The sequence below is a fragment of the Dactylosporangium sp. CS-047395 genome, assembly GCF_050942185.1.
In the GTDB taxonomy this organism is placed as follows: Bacteria; Actinomycetota; Actinomycetes; order Mycobacteriales; family Micromonosporaceae; genus Dactylosporangium.
On sequence record NZ_CP192015.1, the window covers coordinates 6,054,913 to 6,078,093 of the forward strand.

Annotated in this window: 17 protein-coding genes and 2 pseudogenes; 10 read left to right on the plus strand and 9 right to left on the minus strand. The window is 73.2% G+C overall.

Going from position 1 to position 23,181, the window contains the following annotated elements:
• Positions 1–41: 41 nt before the first annotated feature.
• From ACQP00_RS28525 to ACQP00_RS28550, 6 genes and pseudogenes are all read right to left on the minus strand, one after another.
• On the minus strand, positions 42–5,531 hold the full coding sequence (locus tag ACQP00_RS28525; protein ID WP_433200307.1) for a tetratricopeptide repeat protein: 5,490 nt from the start codon (positions 5,529–5,531) through the stop codon (positions 42–44).
• Between the two features lie 114 nt (positions 5,532–5,645).
• Positions 5,646–6,597: pseudogene (locus ACQP00_RS28530) on the minus strand (DUF6928 family protein).
• Between the two features lie 33 nt (positions 6,598–6,630).
• Complete coding sequence (locus ACQP00_RS28535) at positions 6,631–7,209, minus strand: dihydrofolate reductase family protein (RefSeq protein ID WP_433200310.1); 579 nt, start codon at positions 7,207–7,209, stop codon at positions 6,631–6,633.
• Positions 7,206–8,402 (minus strand): RNA polymerase sigma factor, encoded by a 1,197-nt coding sequence (locus ACQP00_RS28540; RefSeq protein WP_433200313.1) that lies wholly within the window; start codon positions 8,400–8,402, stop codon positions 7,206–7,208. The genes ACQP00_RS28535 and ACQP00_RS28540 overlap by 4 nt, the downstream gene beginning before the upstream one ends.
• A 6-nt stretch (positions 8,403–8,408) precedes the next feature.
• The gene (locus ACQP00_RS28545) at positions 8,409–8,762 is read right to left on the minus strand and encodes a YciI family protein (RefSeq protein ID WP_433200316.1); all 354 of its coding nucleotides are present in this window, start codon (positions 8,760–8,762) and stop codon (positions 8,409–8,411) included.
• Positions 8,763–8,800: 38 nt separating this feature from the next.
• Positions 8,801–9,211 carry a DUF6069 family protein gene (locus tag ACQP00_RS28550; protein ID WP_433200319.1) on the minus strand — a complete coding sequence of 137 codons (411 nt, stop codon included), beginning with the start codon at positions 9,209–9,211 and terminating at the stop codon, positions 8,801–8,803.
• 123 nt (positions 9,212–9,334) lie between these two features.
• Between ACQP00_RS28550 and ACQP00_RS28555 the strand changes: the two genes are divergently transcribed.
• Positions 9,335–10,546, plus strand: a complete 1,212-nt coding sequence (locus tag ACQP00_RS28555; protein WP_433200322.1) for an alpha/beta hydrolase family protein — start codon at positions 9,335–9,337, stop codon at positions 10,544–10,546.
• Positions 10,547–10,953: 407 nt separating this feature from the next.
• On the opposite strand, the gene ACQP00_RS28560 is transcribed toward ACQP00_RS28555, so the two are convergent.
• A complete protein-coding gene (locus ACQP00_RS28560) occupies positions 10,954–11,610 on the minus strand; it encodes a TetR/AcrR family transcriptional regulator (protein ID WP_433200325.1) in 657 nt (218 codons plus the stop codon).
• Between the two features lie 121 nt (positions 11,611–11,731).
• On the opposite strand from ACQP00_RS28560, the gene ACQP00_RS28565 reads away from it, so the two are divergent.
• Positions 11,732–13,300, plus strand: coding sequence for an NAD(P)/FAD-dependent oxidoreductase (locus tag ACQP00_RS28565; protein WP_433200328.1), 1,569 nt, complete (start codon positions 11,732–11,734; stop codon positions 13,298–13,300).
• A gap of 214 nt (positions 13,301–13,514) precedes the next feature.
• On the opposite strand, the gene ACQP00_RS28570 is transcribed toward ACQP00_RS28565, so the two are convergent.
• Entirely contained in the window at positions 13,515–15,398 is a 1,884-nt protein-coding gene (locus ACQP00_RS28570; RefSeq protein WP_433200331.1) for a putative bifunctional diguanylate cyclase/phosphodiesterase, read from the minus strand.
• A 252-nt stretch (positions 15,399–15,650) separates the two neighbouring features.
• Between ACQP00_RS28570 and ACQP00_RS28575 the strand changes: the two genes are divergently transcribed.
• From ACQP00_RS28575 to ACQP00_RS28610, 8 genes and pseudogenes are all read left to right on the plus strand, one after another.
• Positions 15,651–16,193 carry an RNA polymerase sigma factor gene (locus tag ACQP00_RS28575; protein WP_433200334.1) on the plus strand — a complete coding sequence of 181 codons (543 nt, stop codon included), beginning with the start codon at positions 15,651–15,653 and terminating at the stop codon, positions 16,191–16,193.
• Positions 16,194–16,266: 73 nt separating this feature from the next.
• Positions 16,267–17,109, plus strand: a complete 843-nt coding sequence (locus ACQP00_RS28580) for a zf-HC2 domain-containing protein (protein ID WP_433200337.1) — start codon at positions 16,267–16,269, stop codon at positions 17,107–17,109.
• Positions 17,110–17,209: 100 nt separating this feature from the next.
• A pseudogene (locus ACQP00_RS28585) lies at positions 17,210–17,461 on the plus strand (ATP-binding cassette domain-containing protein); the annotation flags it as partial.
• Between the two features lie 127 nt (positions 17,462–17,588).
• Positions 17,589–18,089 (plus strand): ATP-binding cassette domain-containing protein, encoded by a 501-nt coding sequence (locus ACQP00_RS28590; protein ID WP_433224022.1) that lies wholly within the window; start codon positions 17,589–17,591, stop codon positions 18,087–18,089.
• A gap of 170 nt (positions 18,090–18,259) precedes the next feature.
• Positions 18,260–19,861 carry a hypothetical protein gene (locus tag ACQP00_RS28595; protein ID WP_433200340.1) on the plus strand — a complete coding sequence of 534 codons (1,602 nt, stop codon included), beginning with the start codon at positions 18,260–18,262 and terminating at the stop codon, positions 19,859–19,861.
• Entirely contained in the window at positions 19,849–19,977 is a 129-nt protein-coding gene (locus ACQP00_RS28600; protein ID WP_433200343.1) for a hypothetical protein, read from the plus strand. Before ACQP00_RS28595 ends, ACQP00_RS28600 begins: the two co-directional genes overlap by 13 nt.
• Entirely contained in the window at positions 19,965–20,627 is a 663-nt protein-coding gene (locus ACQP00_RS28605; protein ID WP_433200346.1) for a hypothetical protein, read from the plus strand. Before ACQP00_RS28600 ends, ACQP00_RS28605 begins: the two co-directional genes overlap by 13 nt.
• On the plus strand, positions 20,628–21,998 hold the full coding sequence (locus ACQP00_RS28610) for a hypothetical protein (RefSeq protein ID WP_433200349.1): 1,371 nt from the start codon (positions 20,628–20,630) through the stop codon (positions 21,996–21,998). It abuts the gene before it with no gap.
• On the opposite strand, the gene ACQP00_RS28615 is transcribed toward ACQP00_RS28610, so the two are convergent.
• Positions 21,999–23,171, minus strand: coding sequence for a low temperature requirement protein A (locus ACQP00_RS28615; RefSeq protein WP_433224024.1), 1,173 nt, complete (start codon positions 23,169–23,171; stop codon positions 21,999–22,001).
• Positions 23,172–23,181 lie beyond the last annotated feature (10 nt).

Sequence of the window (23,181 nt, forward strand, 5' to 3'; positions counted from 1 at the left end):
CTATTCGTCCGCCTCGCCGGCGAACTCTCGCGCTGCGCCGGCTACGGGACCGCCGGGTCCTGGGGTGCCGGGCCGGGGGGCTCGCGCACCAGGGCGAGCAGATCGGCCACGTGGGGCAGGTCCGGCAGCAGCCGGTGGATCTGGCCCAGCTCGGCGCCCGCGACGACGGACGCGCCCGGGCCGAGTGGCGAGGCGAGCGCCTGCCGGTACTCGCGTTCGGCGGCCGCCGCGTCGCCCAGGAGGACGTGGGCCAGGCCGCGGTTCGTCGGCCAGCCGATGGAGTTCTCCGCCAGGAGCTTGGCCTCTTCGAAGTGGGCGCGCGCGGTGGACGGGTCGCCGGCGCGGAGCAGGGCGATGCCGCGCCACAGGTGCCACCACTCGTTGTGGTTGCTCTCGGGTTCGGCGTCCAGGGCGGCGAGCGCCTCGGGCGTACGGTTCGCGAGCAGCAGGAAGCGGGCGCGCTCGGCGGGGGCCTCGATGCCGCGCTCCGCCGCCCGGGTCAGCACGTTCAGCGCCTCGTCGTCGGCGCCGAGGATGCCGAGCATCTCCGCCAGGCCCTGGATGACGTACGGTGCGTCCTGGTCCAGCTCGTACGCCGCGCGGAAGTCCGCCAGCGCCGCATCGATCCGGCCCAGCCACTCCTTGACCCGTCCGCGGTACGCGTACGCCTCCACCGGTGCCGCCCCCGCCTCCAGGGCGGCGTCGTAGGCGGCGATCGCCTCCTCGTAGCGTTCCATGCGGGTCAGCAGGGACGCGCGGTCGAGCAGGACGCCCTCGTGGCCCGGTTCGAGCTCCAGCGCGCGGTCGTGGTCGGCGAGGGCCTCTTCCTGCCGGCCGAGGTTGTCGTACGCGGTGGCGCGGTTGGCCACGACGGCGAACTCCCCCGCGTCCGCGGCGAGGGCGGCGCCGTACGCGTCGATCGACTCCTCGAAGCGCCCCATCCGGGACAGCAGATGCGCGCGGTCCAGCAGGACGCCGCCGTGGCCCGGTTCGAGCTCCAGCGCGCGGTCGTAGTCGGCCAGGGCGTCGTCGGGGCGGTCGAGGCGGTCCCGGGCGATGGCCCGGTTGGCCACGACCACGAACTCGTCGACGCCGGCCGCGAGGGCCGCGTCGTAGCCGGCCGCCGCCTCCTCGAAGCGTTCCGCGCGGTTCAGGGTGTGCGCGCGGTCCAGCAGGACGGCCGGGTGGCCGGGTTCGAGCTCCAGGGCGCGGTCGTGGTCGGCGATGGCCTCCTCGTAGCGGCCGAGGGCGTCGAGTGCGTCGGCGCGGTTCGCCACCACGGGCAGTTCGGGGGCGCCGGCGGCGTGGGCTTCGCCGAAGGTGCCGACCGCGTCCTCGTACCGCCCCATCCGGATCAGCAGCAGGGCGCGGTCCAGCAGGACGCCCGCGTGGCCCGGTTCGAGCTCCAGGGCACGGTCGTGGTCGGCCAGGGCCTCGTCGTAGCGGCCGAGGCTGTCGTAGGCGTTGGCGCGGTTGGCCACGACGGCGAACTCGCCCGCGCCGGCCGCGAGGGCGTCGGTGTAGCCGGCCGCCGCCTCCTCGAAGCGGCCCAGGGCCCGCAGTGTGTGGGCGCGGTCGAGCAGGACGTCGCGGTGGCCGGGTTCCAGTTCCAGGGCGCGGTCGTGGTCGACCAGGGCCTCGTCGTACCGGCCGAGGGCGTCGTAGGCGTGCGCCCGGTTGGCCACGGCGCGGAACTCGGCGCCGCCGTCGGTCAGGGCCCGGGTGTAGTCGGCGATCGCCTCCTCCTGCCGGTCCAGGACCCGCAGGACGTGCGCCCGGGCCAGCCGGACCCCGGTGTGGTCGGGCTCCAGCTCCAGCGCCCGGTCCTGGTCGGCCAGAGCCTCCTCGTAGCGGCCGAGTCCCTCGTGGACGGTGGAGCGGTTGGCCACGACGGCGAACTCGTCGGCGCCGGCCGCGAGCGCCGACTGGTACGCGGCCGCCGCCTCCTCGAAGCGGTCCATGGTCCGCAGCGTGTGCGCGCGGTCGAGCAGGACGCCCGAGTGGCCGGGTTCCAGGGCCAGCGCGCGGTCGTGGTCGGCGAGGGCCTCGTCGTACCGGTCGAGGTTGTGGTAGGCGTTGGCCCGGTTGGCCACGACGGTGAACTCGTCGGCGCCGGCCGCGAGCGCCTCGTCGTAGGCGGCCGCCGCGTCCTCGAAGCGCCCCATGGTCCGCAGCGTGTGCGCGCGGTCCAGCAGGACCCGGGAGTGACCGGGCCGCAGGGCCAGCGCGCGGTCGTGATCGGCGAGGGCCTCCTCGTGCCGGCCGAGGCTGTCGAACGCGTGCGCGCGGTTGGCCACGGCGAGGAACTCGTCGCCGCCGTCCACGACCCGGTCGTAGTCGGTGATCGCCTCCTCGTGGCGGTCCAGGGACCGCAGCGTGTGGGCCCGGGCCAGCCGGACGCCGGCGTGGTCGGGCTCGAGCTCCAGGGCGCGGTCGTGGTCGGCGAGCGCCTCCTCGTGCCGGCCGAGGCGGCCCAGGGCGGTGGCCCGGTTGGCCACGACCAGGAACTCGTCGGCGCCGGCCGCGAGCGCCTCGTCGTACCCGGCCACCGCGTCCTCGGAGCGCTCCATCGCCCGCAGGGTGTGCGCACGGTACAACAGGACGTTCGCATGTCCCGGTTCGAGCTCCAGCGCGCGGTCGTGGTCGGCGAGGGCCTCCTCGAAGCGGCCGAGGCCGTCGTAGGCGTCGGCCCGGTTCGCCACCACGGCGAACTCGCCCGCGCCGGCCGCGAGCGCCTCGTCGTAGGCGGCCAGGGCGTCCTCGAAGCGCTCCATCGCCCGCAGCGTGTGCCCGCGGTCGAGCAGCACGCGGGGGTGGTCCGGTTCGAACTGCAGGGCGCGGTCGTGGTCGGCGAGCGCCTCCTCGTAGCGGCCGAGGCTGTGCAGTGCGTGCGCCCGGTTCGCCACGGCGAGGAAGTCGTCGTTGCCGGCGGCCAGGACCAGGTCGTAGTCGGCGATCGCGGCCTCGTGGCGGTCCAGGGCGCGCAGGGTGTGGGCCCGGGCCAGCCGGACGCCGGCGTGGTCGGGCTCCAGTTCCAGTGCCCGGTCCTGGTCGGCCAGGGCCTCCTCGTAGCGGCCGAGGCGGTCCAGTGCGGTGGCGCGGTTGGCCATGACCTGGAAGTCGCCGGCGCCGGCCGCCAGCGCCGCGTCGTACCCGGCGATCGCGTCCTCGAAGCGCTCCATCGCCCGCAGCGTGTGCGCCCGGTCCAGCAGGACGCGGGCGTGCCCGGGTTCGAGCTCCAGGGCGCGGTCGTGGTCGGCGAGCGCCTCCTCGAAGCGGTCCAGGTCGTCGTAGGCGTCGGCCCGGTTCGCCACGACGCGGAACTCCGGGGCGCCGGCCCGCAGCGCCCGGTCGTAGGCCAGCAGCGCCTCCTCCGGCTCGCCGATCAGCCGCAGCACGATCCCTTCGGCCAGCCGGACCTCCGGGTCGTCGGGCGCCAGGTCCACGGCGCGGCCGAGCGCCCGGCGCGCGTCGGCGGGGCGCTGCAGCTGCGCGTAGGCGCGGGCCATGCCGGTCAGCGGTTCGGGGTCGCCGGGCTGCAGGGAGGCGGCCCGCTCGTAGTCGGCCAGCGCGTTCTGGTAGTCGCCGAGCTCGTGGTAGGTCTGCCCGCGGGTGCGGTAGGTCTGCGGGTTCACGTCGAGCACGAGGGCGCGGGTCAGGTCCTCGATCGCGTCCTGGAAGTTGCCCAGCAGCCGCAGCGTCTCGGCCCGCCGGACCCGGACCCGGCTGCCCGGGCGCACCTTGATCACCACGTCGAACTCGGCCAGCGCCTCGCGGTAGCGGCCGAGCTCGCGGTAGACGAAGCCGCGGGCGGCCCGCACCTGGACGTCGTCCGGCGCGATCGAGAAGGCGAGCTCGATGTCGGCGAGGGCGCGGTCGTTGTCGCCGCGCTGGCAGAGCACGACGCTGCGCTCGGCCGCCGCGACGGCCCGGCCCAGCGGCGGCATCGCGGGGAAGTCGAGCACCTCGGTGAGCAGCGCGACGTAGGCGTCGGGGCTCTCGCCGGCGGCCCGGATCATGCGGCTCCACCGGGCGGTGTCCTCGGCCTCGGTGTCGGCGGCGGCCTGCGCGAACGTCTCGCCCCAGGCCAGCAGCGGCCGCAGCTGCAGCTCCAGGGTGCGGATGACCTGCTCGAGGCACTCCGGCAGGGCGTCCGCCGGGCGCGCGCAGAGCCGGTGGTACACCTCGGCCTGGGCGTCCTCGATCCAGATGTCGTTGCTCCAGGTGCGGCCGCTCTCCCCGTGCACGGCCCGCTGCCGGTCCATGTAGAAGCCGGCCAGCCGTTCGTGGTCGCGGATCCAGTCCTCGGGCGACTGCTTGCGTTTCATCCGCAGCAGTACCGCACGCACGACGAGGTGGTACTGCCAGCCGCGGCTGGGGTGCTCGCTGACGAACGGCATCTCGCTGAGCCAGTTGAGCACCTGGCGCGGCTCGGCCTCACGGTCGCGGTACAGCACCGACAGCACGCCGAGGTCGAAGTACCGCGGCAGGGCAACGTCGATCGCGAGCTGGCGGTGCTCCTCGTCGAAGTCGCCGAGGAACCGGCGCACCGCGGTGCTGATCATGTCGCCGACCTCGCCCTGGTCGCCGCCGTAGCCCTTGGCGAGCATCGCCACGAGCAGCGGCAGCCCGCCGGTCAGGCCCATCACCCGGTCCGCGGCCGCCTCCTGCCGCACGCCGTTGCGGTGCAGGAAGTCGCGCACCTCGGCGGTGGAGAACGGGCGCAGCTCGACGTCCTTGACGACCGGTTCGAACGGGCCCCACTTGTTGGGGTCGAGCCGGTACCGGCCGGCGATCACGATCGTCAGGTCGGCCGGGAGGTCGCCGTAGGTCCCGTCGAGCACGTGCAGCAGCCACGACTCGAGGAAGAAGTGGGTCTTCTCGAAGGTGTCGAAGAACAGGATGACCGGGCCGGCGGCGGCGCAGTTGTTGAGGCCCTGCACGAACAGCGGGGTGAGCGCGTCGACCGGGGAGAGCATGAGGTCGGCGTCGTCCTTGTTGCTGATCAGGCCCTTGACGAAGGACGCCCACTTGGTGGCCTGGTCGCTCAGGGCGACGGGATCGACGGCCGCGGTGACGACGCCGACCACCGGCACGGTCTGTGCGGCGCCGAGCCCGATCCGGATGACCGTACGGGTGAAGAACGCGGCCGCGCCGTCGGGCGCCTTCGGGTCGGACTCGAGCCGCTGCCGGTGCTTGTGGTACTCCTGCAGCCGGCCGTTGAACCCCTTCATCTGCTCGCCGGCCCCGAGCTGCGCCGCCATGGTGCGCATGGCGCTGAGCAGGTCGGTGGCGCCGTGGTCGGTGAACGCGGACGTCGCGCTCAGCGCCGACGCCTCGGTGCGCATGCGGGTCAGCAGCGAGGTCTTGCCGATGCCGCCGTTGCCCCAGATGTTGATGATGATGGAACGGTCGGGCGCGTCGAGGAAGTTGATCGTCTGCCGGAAGTGCGAGATCTCCGACGTGCGGCCCACGAACAGGTCGTCCCGGCGCCGTTTGATCCGGTCTTGCAGACTCTCGCCGCTGGCCATTGGCCGACCATAACAAGGCCGCGCAGCCGGAGAACTCGGTCATTCAGGCACGCAACGTGTCCGGCTCCGGACTGCCGGTCAGCCCGGGGCCGGACCGATGACGTCGCCCGGCCGCTACACCCAGACCTGCTGCCAGTCGCGCTCGCCCCAGCCGTCCTGGTTCGCGCGGTACCCGTCGAAGATCTCCGCGACCTCGTCGAGCGTGCCGACGTCGCAGCGGAAGTGCAGGTCCGGGCTGCCCTCGCGGCGCTCGACCCGGAACACCCCGGCGGGGATGTCGAACCGCCCGCCGGCCGCCGCCTGCAGGTAGTTGTCGCCGCCCCGGTCGGCGATGAGGAAGTCGAGGCCGTTGCCGAGCCGGCGGACCTGCGTGGCGATGTCGAGGGCCGAGGGCTGGGCGATCGGGCGGCCGTGCGAGCGCTCCAGCGTCAGCCGCGGGACACCGACCCGGAACCCGGCCAGCGGCACCCGGTCCCACGCGGGCATCCCGTCCAGCGGCCGGCCTTCGATGACGAACCCGTACAACGCGGCGAGCGCGTCCTCGCCGAGCTCCAGCGGATGGAACGGCAGCGGATAGGGCTCGTCGTCGTCCTCGTCGTCGTCGACCGGTGAGTCCGGCCCAGTACGGCTGCTCGAACGGGAGCCGGTCGCCGCGGTCCTCGACGATGCCGTCGTCGGGGCTCAGGCACAGTGCGCGTTCGAGGGTCCCGTCCGGGCTCCAGAGCGCGAAGCCGAGGAAGTCCGAGACGCTGTGCATCGAGTGCAGGAGCACGCGCCGGCCGGCGCCCTCGGCCAGCCAGCCCGGCCGGAGGTCACCGGGCCGCAGCTCGCCCAGCTCACGCGCGCAGATGACGGTGAGACCCGGGAACACGCCGGCGTACAGCAGGCCGTCCGGCGGGTTGATGTGCCAGCCGAGGTTGCCGTCCTCGGCCGCCGTCACGTCGAGCCCGGGCAGCAGCCGCGCCACCAGGGCCGCGGTCGCGGCGCGGTCCGGCTCGACCGCGCCGCGCAGCGCCTGGGCCACATCGCCGTCGGCGTACATCAGGACCGCTGTCTTGGCACCCATGCCGGGACACGCTACGGCAGCGGCGATGCGGGCTCAGGGGTGCAGGGTGGGCCGGTACACGAGCTCCTGGGTGCGCCCGTCGAGGGTGCGGGTCTCGACCAGGTCGAGGTCGAAGTCGGGCGCGCCGGCGAAGATCGGCTCCGTACCGTTGCGGCCCGTGATGACCGGGAAGACCGAGACCTGAATGAAGTCGACGAGGCCGGCCGCCATCAGGGCGCGGTTGAGCGACAGGCTGCCGTGCGAGCGCAGCGGGACGTCCGACTCCTGCTTCAGGCGGGCGACGACATCGACGGCGTCGCCGCGGACCACGGTCGCGTCGGGCCAGTCGAGGGGGCCGTCCAGGGTGTTGGAGATGACGGTGGCCGGCAGGTGGCGCATGCGGGTCACCCAGGGGTCGCGGACGTCGGCGTCCTCGGTGCTGTCGGCGAGCATCTGGGCGAACGCGCGGTACGTGTTCGCGCCGAAGACCATGCGCTGGTCGTCGCGGTACAGGCCGAGGCGGTGCTCGAGCAGCTCCGGGCCCTGCTTGCCCCAGTAGCCGGTCCAGTCGCCGGTGGCGGTGCCGAAGCCGTCGAGGCTGCAGAAGACGTCGAAGGTGTAGGTGGCGGTCATTTTGTACTCCCGGTGAGTTCGATGTGGCGCGACAGCAGAAAGTCGCGTTCGGTCGCGTTCGTGGCGAGCGCCGCGGCCTCGGCGTAGGCGGCCGCGGCCTCGCCGGTGCGCCCGAGGCGGGCCAGCAGTTCGGCGCGCGCGGCGGGCAGGCGGTGATAGCCCGGCAGGTCGACGTGCTCAAGAGCGGCAAGAGCCAGACCCGGCCCGTGTACTTCCGCCACGGCGACCGCCCGGTTCAGCGCGACGATCGGCGTGGGGGTGAGCGCGAGGAGCTGGTCGTAGAGGGCCAGCACCTGGCGCCAGTCGGTGGCTTCGCCGTCGGTGTGCACGGCATTGATCGCGGCCTGGATCTGATAGGGGCCGGGGCGGTTGCGCCGCAGGCAACGCCGGACCAGGTCGTGGCCCTCGGCGATGAGCGCGCGGTTCCAGCGGGCGCGGTCCTGGTCGGCCAGCAGCACCAGTTCGCCGCCGGCGCCGAGGCGGGCGGGGCGGCGCGCCTCGGTGAGCAGCAGCAGCGCGAGCAGGCCGAGGACCTCGGGTTCGTCGGGCATCAGCGCGGCGAGCTCGCGGGCCAGGCGGATCGCCTCGGCGCACAGGTCGGTGCGGATGTGCTCCGGGCCGGCCGTGGCCGCGTACCCCTCGTTGAACATCAGGTACAGCACGGTCAGCACCGGGGGCAGGCGGTCGGGCAGCTCGTGGGCGAGCGGTACACGGTACGAGATGCCGGCCTCTCGGATTTTCTTCTTGGCCCGCACGATCCGTTGCTGGATGGTCGGCTCCGGGACGAGGTAGGCGCGGGCGATCTCCGGCACCTCGAGGCCGCCGAGCAGGCGCAGGGTCAGGGCGGTGCGGGCGTCGGGCGAGAGCGCCGGGTGGCAGCAGGTGAAGATGAGCCGCAGCTGGTCGTCGCGCACCGGTCCCACCTCCTCGGGTTCGTCCTGCGCGTAGAGCAACAGGGCCTGGGCGTGCCTGGCCTCGCGGGTCGTCTCCCGGCGCAGCCGGTCGATGGCCCGGTTGCGGGCGGTGGTCACGATCCACGCGCCCGGGTTCGGCGGCGGCTCCTGCCACTGCTCCACCGCGGTGGCGAAGGCGTCCTGGACCGCCTCCTCGGCGAGGTTGATGTCCCCGAGGAGGCGCGCCAGGGTGGCGACGCAGCGGCCGTACTCCGCGCGGTAGATGCCCGCCAGATCCATCGCCGCTCAGGCCTGCGACAGCTCGTCGAACGGGCGGACCTCGATCGGGCCGCAGACGGTCGCCGCCTGCGCGGCCCAGGCGAGGGCCTGGTCGAGGTCCTCGCACTTGAGCACCCAGAACCCGCCCAGGTGCTCCTTGGTCTCCGCGAACGGCCCGTCGGTCATCGTGGTGCCGCCGTTGCCGACCCGCACGACGGTGGCGACGTCGGGTGAGACGAGCCCGCCGCCGAAGACCCAGGCCCCGGCGGCCTGCATCTCGTCGTTGATCCGGCCGGTCTCGCGGAACATGTGCTCGGTCTCCTCGTCGGACATCGCGGGGGCGCCGTCGACGGAGAAGACGGACAGCAGGTACTGCTTCATGGTTGTGCTCCTTTTCCTGAAGGTGTTTCTCGGCGTGGTCAGGCGGCGAGGCGGCGGGCGACGGCGGGGATGACGATCGCGGCGGCGACCAGGTGGGTGAGCATGAGCAGCGCCTTCGTGGCCGGCGCGGCGTCGGCGAGCACGTCCGGCACCAGCGAGAGCACGGTCAGCACCACGGTGGTACGGACGAACGCCCGCCGCGGCCGCCCGGCGAACCGTGCGAGGGTCACCGCGAGCACCACCCCGACCAACGAGAACAGGGCGGTCAGGGTGCCGAACCCGGCGACCGGGATCGGCGCTCCCGCCATGTCGAGGCTGATGCCGGCGGCGTGACCGGCGGCGGCGACGGCCATGGTCGCGGCGCTCGCGACGGCGGCGGCGGCGACCCCGGTGCCGATCAGCGCGGCGTAGGAGGTGGTGGCGCGGCTCGTGGTGGCGGTGGTGGTCATGATGCCCTCCAGCAGGTGTGCGGCCCGGCTCCGTACCGGCCTCTCACCAGGGCTACGAACGCGACCCGCCCCGATCGACACCTCCGCCCAGATTATTTTTCAGCGGCCGGGTATCCGCATCCGATGCGCCCACTGCTCTTCGCTGAGAACGACTCGTTCTGGTTCGAGACGCTGCGCAACTTCGGCCACGCCGCATACGGCGGGGCGGACTTCGGCGAGGTCGTCACCACCGCCCAGAACATCACCGCCGGCGACTACGACGGCTGGCACGACCAGTGGCTCGCCACCGCCGACCGGATCGCGACCGTCGCCGACAAGGCGGCCGCGGCCGGGCACCGGGTCAGCGCCCGCGAGGCGTTCCTGCGCGCCGCCAACTCCTACCGGTCCGCCGAGTTCTTCCTGCACGGCCACCCCGACGACCCGCGGATCGCGCACGCCTACGAACGCAGCGTGACGTGCTTCCGCATCGCGGCGGGCCTCATGACCCCACCGATCGAGCCGATCGCGATCCGCTACGAGTCAACCACCCTTCCCGGGTACTTCTACCGCGCCGCCGACGAGCCCCGTCCGACGATCATCATGTGCAACGGCTTCGACGGCACCGTCGAGGAGATGCACTTCTACGGCGCGGCGGCGGCGGTCGAACGCGGGTACCACGTGCTGAGCTTCGACGGCCCCGGCCAGCCCGGCCCCCGCCACCGCGAGGGCCTCGGCTTCCGCCCCGACTGGGAGCACGTCGTCGGCCCGGTCGTGGACTACGCGTTGTCCCGGCCGGAGGTCGACCGCGACCACATCGCGCTGCTGGGCGTGAGCATGGGCGGCTACCTCATGCCGCGCGCGGCCGCCTTCGAGTCGCGGGTCAACGCCCTGATCGCCCTCGACGGCGTGTACGACCTCGGCGACTGGGTCGCGGCCGCCCTCCCCGTCGACCGGCCTGCCCTGGACCGGCGGCTGCGGGCCACGGTCGACGAGGACCTCGACCGCGTGATCGCCGACCGGATGGCCGCCGAGCCGACCGTGCGCTGGCTCATGGAGCAGGGCATGTGGAACTTCGACGCCCCGTCACCGCGGGCCTTCGGCGCCTCCTTCCTCGACTACCACCTGCGCGACGGCATCGCCGAACAGATCGCCTGCCCGACCCTGGTCTGCTCGGCGGAGGACGACCTGTTCTTCCGCGGCCAGCCGGAACGCCTGCACGAGCACCTGACGTGCAAGAAGACGCTCATGCCGTTCAGCTCGGCGGAGGGGGCGGGGGCGCACTGCCAGTCGGGGGCGCAGCGGCTGGCGTTCGCCCGCATCTACGACTGGCTGGACGAGGTGTTCGGCCGCCGCTGATCGCGCCGCTCGGGCTGCGATCCGTGCCGCTCAGGCTGCGATCCGCGCTGCTAGCAACGCAACGCCGTCGCCGGCCAGGTCGGGCAGGGCGGCGGGGCGGCGGGGCGGCGGGGCGGCCGCAGATCGCGAGCATCACGGCCTCGGCCGGGCTGCGGACGACCGGGCCGTCGCCGAAAGTCCGGTCCAGGTCCGTGGTCTCGAAGCGGAGCCCCTCGATCCGGCCGCGTTTCGGGACGGAGCCCGGCGCCCGCCTCCGACATCAGGAAGTGCAGCGATGTCAGGAGGCGGTCGGGCTGCAGCGCGTGCGGGAGGTCCAGGGGCCGGCGCATGTTGCGAGTTGGGAAGGGGTCAGTGACGCGACCAGGTCGGCGATCCCCCGGCGCTCGGCGGCGATCATGCCGAGGAGCTCATCCATTCGCGGCGGCGAGGATCTGGACGCGGTCCAGCAGCGCCTCGACGATGCCCTCCAGGACCATGTCGTCGTCGATGCCGGCCAGGTACCGGGCTGATGCGGCGATGTTCGGGTAGCGCTGGGCCGGCAGCGAGCGGTACTCGTGCGACCAGGCGGCCTCGTCGCCCTGGCGGCTCGACTCGTCGAGGGCGGCGTAGGCGCTGCACATCGCGGCGTACGAGAAAACGGTTTCCGAGTAGACGAGGTGCTGGAACGCGGCCTGCTGCTCGGTCAGGCCCGCCTCGCGCAGGGCGCCGAGGACCGCTTCGACGGTGCGGAACTCGCCGGGGCGGCGGGTGGTGCGCAGGGCCACGATCGGGGCGATCGCCGGGTGCGCGACGAACGTGCGCACCGTCTGCCTCGCGAGCCATTCCAGGCGGGCGCGCCACGGCAGGCCGGGCGGCAGGGCCTCGACGGTGGCGGCGACGAGGCGGTCCGCGACCTCGAGGATGATCTCGTCCTTGTCGCGGAAGTGGCGGTAGATCGCGGTCGGGTCGGCGCCGAGCTCTTTGCCCAGGCGGCGGACGGTGAGTGCGTCGGCGCCGGCGGTGGCCGCCAGGCGGCTCGCGGTGTCGATGATCAGCTCGGGCGTCAGCGCGGCGCGAGTTCGCAATCAGGGCTCCTGTCCCAATCCGGCGGTCGCCCCCAATCGTAGGGCCCTGTCGGGAACCTCACGCTCAACGCTGTTGTCAACGCCGTTGACTACGCCGTTGACAACGGTGATGATTAGGCGCATGTCCATAGCCTCGCTCGCCGATGTCACCTTCACGCCGTACTGGCTGGAGGACCCGGGCCGGCCCGCCGCCCGCCCGGCACTCACCGGCGAGCTGACCTGTGACCTGGCCGTCGTCGGCGGCGGGTACAGCGGGCTGTGGACCGCCCTCATCGCCAAGGAGCGCGACCCGGGCCTGGACGTCGTGCTCGTCGAGGGCGACCGGATCGGGCACGCCGCCTCCGGGCGCAACGGCGGGTTCTGCGCGGCCAGCCTCACCCACGGCCTGGGCAACGGGCTGCGGCGCTGGCCCGATGAGCTGGGCGAACTGGAGCGGCTCGGGGCCGAGAACCTGGCGGCGATCGAGGCGACGCTCAGGCGGTACGAGATCGATTGTGACTTCGAGCGGACCGGCGAGCTCGACGTGGCCACCGAACCGCACCATGTGCAGCAGTTGCGCGCGCATGCCGCGGCGGCGCGGCGGCTGGGGGCCGACGTGGACTTCCTTGACGCCGACGCGCTGCGCGGGGAGATCGACTCGCCGCGGTTCCTGGCCGGGATGTGGGATCGCGACGGGACCGCGCTGCTGCACCCGGCGCGCCTGGCCTGGGGTCTCGCGGCGGCGTGTGAGCGGCTCGGCGTGCGCGTGTTCGAGGGCAGCCGGGTCACCCGCCTGGTCCGCGAAGGCGCCGGCGTCGCCCTGCACACCGAAGTCGCCCCGCACGCCAGCGGCGCCGCGCACGCCGTCGGCGCCGCGCACGCCGTCGGCGCCCTGCACGGCGGCGCCGCGCTGCACACCGGCGGCGCTCTGCACACCGGCGGTGCTCTGCACCTCGGCGGCGGAAAACCCGGAAAACTCGGCGGAAAAATCGGCGGAAAATCCAGCAGCGCCGGAAAACTGGTTGCCGGGAAAGTTGCTTTGGGCACGAACGTGTTTCCGTCGTTGCTGCGCCGCACCCGCGCCTACGTGGTCCCGGTGTACGACTATGCGCTGGTCACCGAGCCGCTCACGCCCGCACAGCGGGAGTCGATCGGCTGGCGCAACCGGCAGGGCATGTCCGACTGCGGCAACCAGTTCCACTATTTCCGGCTCACCCGCGACCACCGGATCCTGTGGGGCGGCTACGACGCGGTGTACCACTTCGGCGGCAAGGTCCGGAAATCCTACGAGCACCGCCCGGCAACGTACGGAAAACTCGCGGAACAATTTTTCCTCGCGTTTCCGCAGCTGGACGGTCTGCGGTTCACGCACGCCTGGGGCGGGGCGATCGACACGTGCACCCGTTTCTCGGCGTTCTTCGGCACCGGGCACGGCGGGCGGGTCGCGTACGCGGCGGGGTTCACCGGCCTCGGCGTCGGCGCCACCCGCTTCGGCGCCGAGGTGATGCTCGACCTCCTGGCCGGGGCCGACACCGCACGCACCCGCACCCGGATGGTCCGCGAACGGCCGCTGCCGTTCCCGCCCGAACCGGTGCGCTGGGCCGGCGTGCAGCTGACCCGCCAGGCCATGATCAGCGCCGACGCGAACGGCGGCCGGCGCAACCTGTGGCTGCGCACGATGGACCGAATCGGCTTCGGGTTCGACAGTTAAAACGCCGCCGCCGGTACGTCCAATGCGTGCTCAGCCAGCCACCCACGGCGGCCGGCGCAACCTGTGGCTGCGCGCGATGGACCGGATCGGCTTCGGGTTCGACAGTTAAAACGCCGCCGCCGGTACGTCCAATGCGTGCTCAGCCAGCCACCCACGGCGGCCGGCGCAACCTGTGGCTGCGCGCGATGGACCGGATCGGCTTCGGGTTCGACAGTTAAAACGCCGCCGCCGGTACGTCCAGTGCGTGCTCGGCCAGCCACCCGTCGAACGGGACGGGAACGCCGGTGCCGTAGCCCTGCGCGTAGTCGACCCCGATCGCGCGCAGGGCTTCGAGGATCTCGGCGTCCTCGACGAACTCGGCGATCGTGCGCAGCCCCATCTCGTGGCTGATCCGGTGCACCGACTCGACCACGGCCCGGTCCAGCGGATCGCGCACGATGCCCCGCACGAACGAGCCGTCGATCTTCACCAGGTCGGCCGGGAACTGCTTGAGGTACGTGAAGCCCGACAGCCCGCTGCCGAAGTCGTCCAGCGCGAACTGGCAGCCCAGCGCCCGCAACTCGCGGATGAACGCGACCGCCCGGTCGACATCGCCCACCGCCACCGTCTCGGTGACCTCGAAGCAGATCGCGCGCGGCGGGACCCCGTGCTCCTCGAGTTCGTCGCGGATGTACTGCAGCAGGCTCGCGTCGCCCAACGAGCTGCCGGACAGGTTGATCGAGAAGACCTCGTCGCCCGGATCCGCGCCCCGGTACCGCTCGGCGAGCCGCTCCAGCGCGGCGCCGATGACCCAGCGGTCGATGGCGGTGACGAGGTTGTACCGTTCGGCCGCGGGCAGGAACACGCCCGGCCCGATGAGCCCGCCGTCGTCGCCGCGCATCCGCACGAGCAGCTCGCCGAACCGGGCGCCGGTCGGAGTTGCGGTGGGGACGATCGGCTGGTAGTACAAGACGAGGGTGTTCTGGTTCATGGCGTTCATGAGCCGCTCGGCCCAGTGTGCCTGGCCGCCCTGCCGGGCCAGGTCCTTGTCGCCGGCCGAGACCACGTGCACCCGGTTGCGCCCGTGATGCTTGGCCGCGTAGCAGGCGGCGTCGGCGGCCCGCATGACGGCCTGCCGGTCGTCGCCCTCGTGGACCGCCGCGACGCCCGCGCTGAGCCCGACGGAGAAGTCCCGGCCCTGATACGGGAACCGGTGCTGGCCCACCACCCGGCGCAGCCGCTCGGCGACAACCGCGGCCTGCTCGGCGGTGCTGCCGTGCAGCAGGATCACGAACTCGTCGCCGCCGACCCGGGCCAGCACGTCCCCGGCCCGCAGCGTGTCCCGCATGAGGTCGGTGACCTGGCACAACAGCGTGTCCCCGGCCGCGTGCCCGCAGCTGTCGTTGACAATCTTGAACCGATCAAGATCCAAGAACACGATCGCATGTGTACCGTCATCAGCCGCGTCCAACCGCCGGTCGAACTCGCGCCGGTTGTACACGCCGGTCAACGGGTCGCGCTCGGCCTCGTACTCCAGGCGGGCCGCGATGCGCCGCTCCGCGTTCTGCGCCCGGTCGGCGAAGCTCCAGTTCACGATGGCCGCGACCGCCGCGCCGGCGATGAACAGGGTGTGCACCAGCGCCCACTGCACCGGGTGGTGCTGGGCCGCGGAGTGGTCGTACACCAGCTGCGGCGCCAGCACCCCGACCACCGCGTGCTCGGCCAGCACGAACCCGGCCGCGATCAGGAACGCCCGCCACTGCTGGTAGAAGGTGATGACGAAGAGCATGACGAAGAAGTGGAAGTGCATCTCGATCACGCCGTCGCCGAGCTGGACGAGCACCGCCGAGCTGCCCATCAGCCCCAGCGTGGCCGCCCCGGCGCGCACATTGCGCGAGAACACCCGCTGCGCGGCGGCGGCGAACGCGACGCCGAGCGGAATGACCGCCAGCGTGGCCCCGCCCACCCCGTGCCCGCGGACCAGCGCGAAGACGAACAGACCGGCGATGTGCAGCCCGAGAATCCACAGAATCGCCCGGTGCCGCAGGTTCCACTCACGGGCCGGCAGGGGTCGGCCGCTGGGCAGGGCGCGCGCGAGCCTCCTGAGCCATCCGGTCATGCCGTGGTCATCGACGCCACGCGGGCGCGGCTGAGCGCGGCAACGATTTTTCTCCTGGCGCGAACCGATCGAGCACTCGGCACCTCCTCCCTCCGGGCGTGGATTCCTCTCTCCGGGCGTGGATTTCCCTGTCTGGGCGTGGACCGGGTCGGGCACTCGGCACTTCTTCGTCGGGCGTGGTCCGGATCGGACACTCGGTAAGTTTTTTCGTCGGGCGTGAACCGAAACGGGCGGTCGATCCGATGAGGGGGTGTGAGGGAGAACGTGACGGAGGACCGGGACCTGCTCCTGCTGATCGCTGGCGGGGACCGCGGGGCGTTCGAGGCCTTCTACCGGCGCCACGGCGTGTGGCTCACGATGCGCCTGCGCTACCGATGTCCCGACCCCGCCGTAGTCGACGATGTCGTCCAGGAAACCTTCCTGGACGTGTGGCGAGGCGCCGCCCGATACCGCGACGACGTCGACGTAGCCGGCTGGCTCTGGCGCATCGGCGCCCGCCGCCTCGTCGACGCAATGCGCGGCCACGGCGCCCGGCAGCGCCTCACCCGCCTCCTGGCCAGACTGCGCGGCCGCGACGAACCCTCAGCCGAGGAACAGGTCCTGGCCGGCGTCGAACACGGCGACCTGGCCGGCGCGCTGGCCCGCCTCTCCCCGGAGCTGCGCGCCGTCATGCAGGCCACCGTCCTGGACGGCCTGACCACCGCCGAGGCTGCGGCCCTGCTCGGCATCCCGCCCGGCACCGTCAAGTCCCGCGCCCTGCGCGCCCGCCGCCAACTACGCCAGGAGCTGACATGACCTGTTTCCCCGCGGAGCTCGGCAGTCCGCACGGCTCGGTCGGAACCCGCCGCCAATCTCGCCTGGAGCTGACATGACCTCCTTCTCCGCGACCGGCGCGTGGCACCTGCCCGACGACGACCTGCACCACTACGCCGACGGCCGGTGCGCGCCGCCGCTGCTGTGGTCCGTCGAGTCGCATCTACTGGCCTGCCCCGGCTGCCGCGACCGGCTCACTGCGGCGACCGGCCCGGCGCTGCTCGACGACGGCTGGGCCGCGCTCGATGCCGCCCTCGACGCGCCCGTGCCCGGTCCGGTCGAGCGGGTGCTGCGGCGAGCCGGCGTGCCCGAGGCGACCGCCCGGCTGCTCGCCGCGACCCCGGCGCTGCGGATGTCGTGGCTGGCGGCGATCGCCCTCACCCTGACCCTGACCGTCCTGTTCGCCTGGGCCGCCGCACCACTGCTGTTCCTGGCCGCCGCCCCGCTGCTGCCGCTGGTGAGCGTGGCGGCCTCGTTCGGCCCGGGCATCGACCCGACGTACGAGCTGGGCCTGGTCGCCCCGATCGGCGCCCTGCGGCTGCTGCTCCTGCGGGTCGCCGCGGTCGTCGCCGTGAACACCGTCCTGTGCACCGCGGCCTGCCTGACCCTGCCCGACCTGAGCCTCGCCGCGGCCGGCTGGTTCCTGCCGTCCCTGGCCCTGACCGTCCTCGCCCTGCTGCTCGCCACCCGGCTGGGCATGATCCCGGCGGCGATCGCGGTCGGCTGCGGCTGGGCCGTGCTCGTCGCGGCCACGGTCTCCGCCCCGTTCACCCCGGCCGGCCAGCTGACCAGCGCCGCCGCGGCCGCCGTGGCGGGCGTTGCCCTCGCCCACCGCGCCCGGACCTTCGACCCGTCCCGGCTGTTCCCGCGCCGCACCCTCACGAGGAGACCCCGATGACCACGAGCACCGGCACTCACACCACCGTGCGGCCGGCTGGCGGCTGCGGCCCTCGATCCGCCCCGGCTGACACCGCACCGCGCCTGACGAGGAGAGCCCCATGACCACGAGCACCGGCGCCGACGTCGCCGTGCGGGCCACTGGACTGCGGCTGCGGTACGGGCGGACCGTCGCCCTCGACGACGTCACGATCGGCCTGGCGACGGGCGTGACCGGCCTGCTCGGCCCGAACGGCGCCGGCAAGACCAGCCTGCTGCGCATCCTCGCCACCGCGGTCACACCCGACGCCGGCGAACTGTCGGTGCTTGGCCACGACCCGCTGAGCGCGCCGGGGCGGCTGAGCGTGCGGCGCCGCCTCGGGTACCTGCCGCAGGACCCCGGCTTCCACCTGGCCTTCACCGCCTTCGAGTTCGTCGACTACGTGGCGATCCTCAAGGAACTCACCGACCGCCGGCAGCCACAACGAGGTCCGCCGCGTCCTGGCCGCGGTCGGCCTCGACCAGCACCGCCGCGCCCGCATCCGCACCCTGTCCGGCGGCATGCGCCAGCGCGTCGCCCTCGCCGCCGCCCTGGTCGGCGACCCGGAACTGCTGATCCTCGACGAGCCCACCGTCGGGCTCGACCCGCAGCAGCGGATGCGGTTCCGCGAGCTGTTCGCCGACCTGGGCGAACACCGCGTCGTGCTGCTCTCCACCCACCAGACCGAGGACGTCATGTCCCTGTGCCGCGACGTGATCGTCATCGACCGCGGCCGCGTCCGCTTCACCGGCCCGCCGACCGGCCTCGCCGCCCTCGCGGAGGGCCGGGTATGGACGAGCGCGTCGCGCGAACCGGCCGCCCTGGCCTCATGGCGCACCGGCACCGGCCTGTTCCGCCACGTCGGCGACCCACCACCGGGCGCCGAACTCCTCGCGCCGACCATCGAGGACGGCTATCTGATGCTCGTCGACGCCCCCACGGACGGTAATGGCCGTGGCTGACCTACCCACCGTCGGATCAGCTCCAGACCCGGCCGCGACCAGGACGCGAGCCGTGGCTGGCCCACCCACCGTCGCGGCAGCTCCAGCCACGGCCACGCTCGTCAATGTTGCCGGCGACGACAGCATGCATATTGCGGGACGCTCGGCTCGCGGCGACCAGGGAGCGGGCCGTGGCTGACCTGCTGATCGCCGCGCCCGTGCCTGCTGCGGCCGCGGCGCGGGCTGGGCGTGGGCATGGGCGGGCGATGGTCGCGCTCGCGCGGGCCGAAGCGGTGCGGCTGGTGCGGCATCCGCTCACGATCGTGGCGGTCGTGCTGTTTCTGGCGCCGTGGGTGTACGGGCTCGTGAGCGGCAGCGCCGACGGGTTTCCGGTGTTGTCCGACGCCGCGGTCGATCTGCAGTTGGTCGGCGTGTTCGCGCTGGGCAGCGGGGCGCTCATGACGGCGAACCTGGCGGTGATGCGGGGGCATCGGCACCGTACCGAGGAGTTCGATGGGACGCTCGTCCTGCCGCCGGCGTGGCGGGTGGGGGCGGTGCTGCTGGCGTTGGGGCCGTATGCGATGGGAGTGACGCTGCTGGTCGGCGTGCGGCTCGGGATCCTCGCGTTGCAGCCCGGGGCCGTGGGGCGGCCCGATCCGTTCGAGGTGCTGACCACGCCGGTGGCGGTGATGCTGTTCGGGGCGGTCGGGGTGCTGCTGGGACGGCTGGCGCGGTCGGCGGTGGCGGCGCCGCTCGTGCTGATGCTCATCGTGGTGTCGATGTTCGCCGCGCTGGCCGCCGGGGCGCTGGGACGTCCGTGGCTGCTGGGGTTGACGCCCATCACGCCGCTGGACCGGGCCTATCCGCTGCCGGCGGCGCTCGTGGATCGGGCGTCGGGGCGGCACCTGGTGTACGTGGCCGGGCTCGTCGCCGTTGTCGCGCTGCTCGCTCTGGTGCGGTCCGGGGCCCGGCGCGTGCTGGTGCCGCTCGCCGTGGCCGTGGTGGTGACTGTCGTCGCGGGAGTGGTGCAGTTCCGCGCCGATCCGGGCGTGCAGCGGCTGCGGGCCGAGGTGACCCGGGACCCGGCGCCGGCCGAAATCTGCCGGCAGGTCGGCGACGCCCGGTACTGTGCCCTCGGCGAGTTCGAGGCCTGGATCCCCTCCTGGGCCGCGGTCGTCGCCGGTGCGACCCGTCCCGCCCCCGCCGTCGCCGGGCCGGCGCTGGTCGTGCGGCAGCGGGTCTGGCTCGTCGGGCGGCCCGACGCCACCGGGTCGTTCACCAGCAGCGCGGACGCCGATGAGGAGCGCGTCGCCGCCTGGCAGGACGCCGACGCCGCGGCCGGATTCCCCGGGGCGGTCACGATCGGGGCGGGCTGGGGACCGGACCGGGCGGCGGCCACCTTCGCCGGGGCGGTGGCCTACCGCGTGATGACCGGAACGGCACTGGCGACGCAGCGGCCGATCTGTGGTGCCCGTGGTGCACTGTTGATCTGGTTGGTCGGCCAGGCCACTCCGGCGACCGGCCGCGGGCTGCGGGCCGCGGACGACTCCTCGTGGGGCGCGGTGACCCTGTCCGATGAGAGCCTGCTGACCTCGATCGCCGTGCCCGACCGGGACGCGGCGCCCGCCCTGACCCTGCTGAACCGCCCGAGCGACGCGACGACGGTCCTGGTCCGCGAGCATTGGGCGGAACTGACGGCGCCCGACACACCCCTGGAGCGGTTCGGTGAGCTGCTCGGTGTCCCGGTCCCGGCGGCGCCACCGGCCGAGGAGCGGATGACATGCGCCACGTGACCGCCGTCGTCGCCCTGATCCGGCCGACCATGCGAGCCATGCGCCGCGGGCCGGCGCTCGGCGTCCCGGTCCCGACGGCGCCACCGGCCGAGGAGCGGACGACATGGGCCACCTGACCGCTGCCGTCGCTCTGGTCCGGCCGACCGTGCGGGCCATGCGGTACGGGCCGCTGCTCGGTGCGGCCGGGGCCGGGTTGCTGGTCGTTGCCGTGCCGGTGGTGCTCGGGGTCGACCTGGGCCCCGACGACCACGCGAACCTCATGCGGCTGGCGGCGGTGTGTGCGGCGGTCGGGCTCGCGTTCGTGTTCGACGACCCGGCCAGGCCGACGACGGTGGTGGTGCCGGTTCCGGGGTGGCTGCCGACCGCGATCCGGGCGATGGCGGGGGCGGTGACCTTCGCGGCGTGGTGGGCTGTGGCGGTGGCGATCACCCGGGACCCGCAGCTGCCGGTGGGCGGGGTGACGTTGGAGGTTGCGACGATCGGGGTCCTGGCCCTGTTCGCCGCGGCAGCGGTGGGCCGGTGGATGGACCGCGGTGTGGGTGGGCCGGTTGCCGCGCCCGTTTCGCTCGCGGCAGCGCTCGCCGTTGCGGTGGTGCCGGTGCGACCGGCGATGTTCGTTCCGGCCACGTCTGCGGCGGCCACCTGGGCGAGGGTGCATGACCGGTGGGCGGTGCTGCTTGTCGTCGTTGCGGCCGGGCTGCTGGTTTCGGTCGTCGCACCCGGCTGGCGTAGTCGGGTGGTGACCGTGCGCGATCCATTACGGTGAATGCGAATCGTGACCATCGGGGAGGACACGACCATGCAGCCGAATCAGCCGCAGCAGGAGCCCATCGATCCGTGGGCCGGGCGGGATCCGACGGGGCACGTTCCCGGCACCGGGCAGTTTCCCGCCACCGGATCCATGCCGGGCACCGATCCGTGGGCGCAGAACCGGCCGCCATACCAGCAGCCGCCGCCGCTCAATCAGCAACAGCTGCCGCCGAATCAGCAGCAACCACCGCCGCCGAATCAGCAGGAACCGCCGCCGCCGCCGAATCAGCAGCAATCACCGCACCAGCAGCCGTACCAGCAGCAGCCGCCGTACCAGCAGCAGCCGCCGTACCAGCAGCAACCGCCGTACCAGCAGCAACCGCCGTACCAGCAGCAACCGCCGTACCAGCAGCAACCGCCATACCAGCAGCAGCCGCCGTTCAATCAGCAGCCGCCGTATCAGCAGCAGCAGCAGCAGCCGTTCCAGCCGCCGTACGGGGTGAGCCCAGCAGTGCCGGGCGAGCGGAGGAAGGGGCTGTTCGTCGTCGTCGGGGTCATTGCCGCCATCGTGCTGCTCGCCGTCGCCGGCGGAGTGGTGTGGCTCGTCGGGCGGTCGAGCGGCACCAGCGACACCGGGGAAGAGAGCAAGCCCGCGGCGGCCGTCGGGTGGAATGTCGGGTCCTGCATCTACGTCTCCAAGAACACCTGGACCCGCCCCACGCCCAGTCCGCTGACGCCGGAGATCAAGCGGGCCATCGAGCAGTCGAAGCAGTACAGCCCGATCGGCTGCGACGACCCCAAGGCGCTCGCGAAGATCACGGCGATGGGCGCGGCCGGGACGAGCAAGGGCGATGACGGTTGCCCGGCCGACACCGACCTCGCGGTGCAGGAGAAGGCGGCGGCCGGGGGCCAGGTGTACTGCACCCGCAACGTCAAGGACCCGCACCCCGGCGACCCGGGTGGTGGCGGGGGCGGGCTCGTCGCCGGGGACTGCGTGTACGTCGGCAGCAGCAACTCGGCCCGGCCGCTCAACGACCAGATCCCCGAGGTGCCGTGCGCCGGCGGGTACTTCGGCAAGGTCCTCGCCCGCGCCGCCGACAAGCAGGGGTGCCCGGACGGGACGATCAGCCGGCTGAGCTACCCCGACAGGCAGGGCGGCACGATCTGCCTCGGGCAGGGCGACGACAAGGCGCTCATCGCCAAGCCCGGCGACTGCGTCAGCCTGCCCGCCAACCAGTACACGCCGGCCGTGAAGGACCAGTGCGGGCGGGCCGTGAACGTGGTGCCGCTCGCCGGGTTCGCCGACGACGCCAAGGGGTGTCCGGCCGGCGCGACCGGGCGGCAGCACACCGGGTACGACCGATTCCTGTGCCTGAAGAGCAGATGATCAGGTTTCGGCGGTCTGCAGGCGGCCCCGGCGCTGGCGCCACACGCCGGCCAGGACCGTCAGCACGACGATCAAACCGGTGAGGGCCACGGCGAGCGGGGTGGGCACGGCGTCGACCACGTCGTCGGCCACGGCGATGACGAGGACGGCGGGGACGGCCAGGCTCGGCCAGGGCCAGGCGGCGCGCCAGTGGCCGGAGGTGCCGGCGACGACGGCGGCGGTGCCGGCCAGGAAGAGGGCCATGCCGCCGTGCAGGGCCCAGCGGGCCGCGTCGGGGAGTTCGTCGGCGGGGTGGACGATGTACTGCTCGACGCCGACCGCGAAGATCGCCAGGCCCAGGGTGAGCGGCAGGTGGCCGTAGATGTAGGCGTCGGGGACCCAGCTCTCCTGGTCGTCGCCCTCGTCCTCGAGTTTGCGTTTGCCGGCCGCGCCGCCCAGGTCGAAGTAGTTCCACCAGGCGGCGGAGACGGCGACGAAGGCGATGCCGGCCGCGGCGACCGGAGCGGCCCGCCATTCGGTCTCGTGGATGCCGGTGGCGATGGACATGATGGACTCGCCGAGGACGAGCATCACGAACAGGCCGAAGCGCTCGGGCAGGTGGTCGACGTGCAGGGGCACGCCGCCGCCGAAGCGGGTGGCGAGGATCGGGGCGGCGGCCTCGGCGAGGATGCCGGCGGCCCACAGGACGTAGCGGGCGGTACCGTCGACGGCCAGCGACACCGCCCAGAGGGCCGCGCCCGCGGCGATGCCGGCCAGGTAGATGCGGATCGTGGCGCGGGCGTCGACGACGTGCCGCCACGCGCGCAGATAGAGAAGGAACAGCAGGACCCGGGTGGCGAGGTAGCAGCCGGCGAACACGGCCGCGTCGCCGATGCCGGCCGCCATGCCGATGACCGCGGCGGTGCCGGCGAGCTTGGCCAGGCGGTAGATGACGTCGTTGGTGTCGAAGCGGTTCGCGTACAGCGTGACGGTGACCCACGACCACCACGTGACCACGAACAGCCCGGTGAACCTGGCCGCGCCCGCCCAGGTCAGGTCCTTGGCCAGGTCGGTGGCGAGTTCGGCCATGACGAGCAGGTACGCCAGGTCGAAGAACAGCTCGAGCCGCGACGCGGACCGCTCGCCTTCGACGCGCAGTTCGGGCGGGCGGATCAGCGGGGCGGGGCGAGTCATCACCCCCGAA